Origin of the sequence: Cellvibrio sp. ARAG 10.3 (assembly GCF_051846955.1) — a bacterium.
In the GTDB taxonomy this organism is placed as follows: Bacteria; Pseudomonadota; Gammaproteobacteria; order Pseudomonadales; family Cellvibrionaceae; genus Cellvibrio.
In genome coordinates, this window is record NZ_JBPYCU010000039.1 from 1 (window position 1) to 4,343 (window position 4,343).

Here is a 4,343-nt window from a genome sequence, read left to right on the forward strand (position 1 = left end):
GCCATGATCATCATTTGTAGATACAGCAGCGTTGCAGATTTTCCGGCACCGGTGGGACCAAACAAAAACAAATGCGCATTACGTGCGCGATCATCGAGACTGAGCGGATCACACATGAAGGGTTCGCCACCGCGATTGTTGAAACACAGCAGCGGATGACCGGTACCGGTTTCGCGACCATACAAGGGCAGGATGTTGGCCAGGTGTTGTGCGTAGATAAGCCGGTTGCGACGCTTAATCTGATCCAACCGAAAATCGTAACCAGCGGGAATATGTCGCAGATAATTATCCAACCGATACAAATCATCGTCTGGGCCGATAACATCCAGATTGCAGCTGCCTAGCCAGCTGATGACCTCTTCCATTTGCCGTTCGAGAACCACATCGTCTTCAGCACGCAGCGCGATCGCCATCGAGAAGGGATACACCTCATTGTTTGTCAGCAATTGTTCGCGTGCGTGCTCAATGGCTTTGCGCGATGCGGCCGCCTCTTGCGTCTGGGCTTTCGAACGTTTCTCTAGTATATCGAGATGTTTTTTTGTGGCAGACTTGGCCTGAATAACAAACGTGATAATCAGTGTGGCGTAAGGCGGCAACTGATCCAGTACGCAGATGGTATTGTCGCCTTGCTGGCGCTCCGCGCTGAGCACGCCTATTTCCGGCCGCTGTGTCATACGCTCTACATTGAGTACCGTGTGGGGAATCCCATCGAAATACCAATTGCGTGTTTCTTTATCGGAGCGCACATCCCCGGTCATCACATCGTCTGCCAGTGAATAATCAAACGGTAAAAACTCGTCGGAGTCGGCCGCATCGGTTTCCTGGTAGGGATTCTGCTGCAGGTGTGCCTCGGTATCGCCTTGCGTTTGACGAGGAGAGGGATGGAACCACCTGAATAACCAGTCCCGAATCTCGCGTCCGGACATGCGATTGGCTTTGATACCAACGGCATTGAGATTGAGCAGGAATTTCTTGCACACACCATCCAACTCGGATTCGGGTGTAGCGCCTTTGCGCAATTTCAGCCCCCGGGTCAGACGCCGGTAGATGACGATACGCACACGGCGGTAGTTGCCACCCCAGGCAAGGTCATTACCGCTGGAGTCGTCGAGGAAGAGCCCTTCCGGCGCGGCCATGTCGGCGATGTGCGGGGCATAGACATTATCGATATACCAGTCGGTGTACGGATGTATATCCCCGACTTGTTTTGCCTGGCGTTGCCGTGCATACGCACGAATCATGTCGGGCAACTGTTTGAAGGAGGCCTTGTCGGGAAATGCGAACACCTGGACAACCCAGGGCGCGTTGGCGTGTCCAGGAAATGAGGAAACAATCGCGCGCTGAATCGCATTGCGCTTGTCGATCATATACGCCGCTGAACGCGCTTCCGTGGAGATCGGCTTTACGTCGATAACAGCCGCACAACTATAAGCGTCCTCCAGCAGCACGGCGTCATCGTTGCCGACGATACCTAACCAGGGCAGTTTGTCAGAAATGGATTTGGATTGACGGTACGCCTTTTCGAGATCCTCATCGGTCGCCGGCGACTCTCCCAGTGGCGCACCACTGAGAAATAGCTGCTTTAGCAAATCCATCACGTCCAGGTTGCTCATGGCGTTACCTCGCCTGGCATTGCGTGTTGATCACGTTCGTACATGGAAAATGGTACGGTGTAACCGGGGATCGGCAATCCATCTATTCCCACCGTATGGGGACGCACGTACATATACAGCGTGGGATTGGGCAAACGTGGAAATAGATTTTCAATCTCCGTCTTCGCCTCACGGGTATAGCGATGGTATTGCGGAACCGCGACGTCCTGCGCAGATCGCGCCGATCGCTCAATCGGCGCGGTGGTGCCAGCCATCTGCTGGTCGTAAATGTCACGCATCGTACGTCCGTCTTTCGGCTCAGGAATGGAGCCGCAACCGGTGATACACATCACCGCCAGGCACAAAAGAAAAATGACATTAATCGAGCGCATGGAGGCCTCCAGTGGATGAATGATCGTAGACAAGACGGCGGGCATTGGAACGATGGTCAATGCGCAGGTCACGGGTGAAATGCACGGCTACATCAATCCCGGCCGGGACATAGACCGCGTCAAAGGTGTCCTGGTATCGCTCCTGGTAAATGCGCATGAATTCTTCGAGACCGGACGCTGCTTGGCCATATCGACTGAACGCGCCTTTGTCACCCGTCACGGAACCGACAACAGTGCCGGTACCCACGCCAGTGGTCGTCGTTTGCTCGGCCGACGCACGGTACTCGGCATGGCCTTTCGCCGCGCCGAGCAATGCCATCCAGGAGGCCTGTTTGTAGGCATCCGTTAATTTTTTGCCACGAATACAGGGCACGCCTTGGGTGTCGGAGATGTAGCCAATATACTCAGCGTCTTTATCGCCGTAGGTCGCCGCGACACCACTTTCGATAGAGTCATCGACGGTGGTGGTGCCGGACATATGATTGATACTGCCGTCCTCGAACACGTAGGTGCCGCCCGTCAACTTTACGCTGACGCACCCCAGTGTCCAATCGCCCTGTGCAATGCCATCCAGGATGATCCCATCCAGGCCGGGGATGTGATGCCCGTTCGCCGCAAGATTATCCTGGCCAAGCACCAACTTTACGGGGAACGGATCGACGACGCTCCCGGACACGGGTACGCGACCAATCAATGCGGTTAAGGCCACCGCATCAAATCCTGTTGCTCGCGCGGGAATGGTGTAATACGGCGTGGTGGTTCCCATCACGTTTTTGCTCAGTGACGAACCCAGTTCGCCCGTTGAGCGCGGAATGGATGGCAACGACAAGTCTGGAGAAAACTCGGCGGAAACCTGCGTTGTCAGCGGTACGAGACGGGTGTATCCGCGCAGGCCGGACGGATTCGTGGGCACGTCTTTATCGGCAGTACCGGTGTCAAATTCATACACCGACGGCCCGGTGCCGTACCCAAGATCCTGGATGTTTAATTGGTCCATTTGCGTTGCAGCGTTCGTCGCCAGTTCATCCACTTTTTTCTGCAGCTGACTTAACGTTTCTGCCATGGCGGCCGTGCCAGCCGTTTGTGATGACTTGGCTTCTTCACTCATCGCATCCAGTTGCGTTTTCAGTTTTGTCACTTCCGTCAGTAACTCATCGTTGCGTCGGCGTTGTTCGCCATACTGCACTTGCACGGTCTTCAGCGTTTCGACGGTGGTATCGGCCGTCGCGGGTGCGGAGCGATCACCGGCGTCCACCTGTGGACCCACTGGCGCGGCCACCGGTGGTGGCGCTGACGGCGCATTGGAGCGATTGATTAGCGCTACAACCGCTGCTATCGCAATGACGACGACGAGCACCCACTTCAGACGATTAGAACCCATACGCTAATTCCTCCATGGCTTGCCCGAAAGGCGGCTTGGAAATCAGGTACAGAGTCGTTCTGTCTTCGAGCGAATTGGCGGCACCCAGCCAAGTGTGTTGTGCGGTAATGGCAAGCCAATTGCCCCGCACACGACGCAGATCCAATTCAACCGTCACGGGCGATTGATTTACCACTTCCACCGCCGTGATGTGATGGCCATACCCGCGCCATTGGCCAATCAGGCGATAGCGATAGGTCTCGCCTTTCTGGCTACTGAGAAAATTGACAGTGAGGTCTGCAGCTGCCACCGGTAACTGTCGTATCCCCGAGGCCTTCGGCCGCAATCGCGCGGGTGCATACAGCAGCTGGCTGACATACCGGGTGAGTTCGATCTGGAATGGATTTTTCGCATTGATCGAGGCGGGAGGTATCTCATCCGCATCGGACGACGTAGCGCCCTCTCTGGTGACGACCAAGGCCGGATTTTCGAGACGGTAATCGACAGCATTCGCATCGTCGGTACTGCGAATGTCGAGCAGGTAAACGCGCTCATTATCGAGTGAACGCGCAATGACGCGCATAGATTCAAACGCGCTCGCCGGCGTCCAATACACGACCTGCGCTGTCGGCTGTAGACTGCGCATCACCTGTGTCAATTGAGCAGGTACATCGACATTTACCGCTTCGGGAAAAGTGAACCGGTGTTCGTGATTCGTTTTGAACGTCAATGCGATTGGCCGATCGGTGTGCACCAGACGAAGAACAGTCGCGCTGGCGTTTACGCAAAGTGATATCGCGGCGACCAGAATGCTTATCAACAAAGAGGCAGATTTACGCTTCATCATGCGGCAACCTATAAACGCTCGGGGTCGGAGAAAAAGCCACCGACCGACACGCCAAGTGCATTGCAATCACGCTGGTCAATGTAGGCATACAGTGGATACCGAACGACTACATCTTTGATGATCTCGCCGGATACCCGCTCTTCTAATGACAT

Annotated in this window: 4 protein-coding genes; all 4 read right to left on the reverse strand. The window is 55.2% G+C overall.

All coding sequences use genetic code 11. The features are described from left to right. A partial coding sequence (locus ACSV5M_RS21435) for a TraC family protein (protein WP_439178886.1) occupies nucleotides 1-1,613 on the reverse strand: 1,613 nt, incomplete at its 3' end. Next, entirely contained in the window at nucleotides 1,610-1,984 is a 375-nt protein-coding gene (locus ACSV5M_RS21440) for a TIGR03751 family conjugal transfer lipoprotein (RefSeq protein WP_439178887.1), read from the reverse strand. The genes ACSV5M_RS21435 and ACSV5M_RS21440, both read right to left, overlap by 4 nt. Beyond that, nucleotides 1,971-3,365, reverse strand: a complete 1,395-nt coding sequence (locus ACSV5M_RS21445) for a TIGR03752 family integrating conjugative element protein (RefSeq protein WP_439178888.1) — start codon at nucleotides 3,363-3,365, stop codon at nucleotides 1,971-1,973. Before ACSV5M_RS21445 ends, ACSV5M_RS21440 begins: the two co-directional genes overlap by 14 nt. Next, on the reverse strand, nucleotides 3,355-4,191 hold the full coding sequence (locus tag ACSV5M_RS21450; protein ID WP_439178889.1) for a TIGR03749 family integrating conjugative element protein: 837 nt from the start codon (nucleotides 4,189-4,191) through the stop codon (nucleotides 3,355-3,357). Before ACSV5M_RS21450 ends, ACSV5M_RS21445 begins: the two co-directional genes overlap by 11 nt. Nucleotides 4,192-4,343 lie beyond the last annotated feature (152 nt).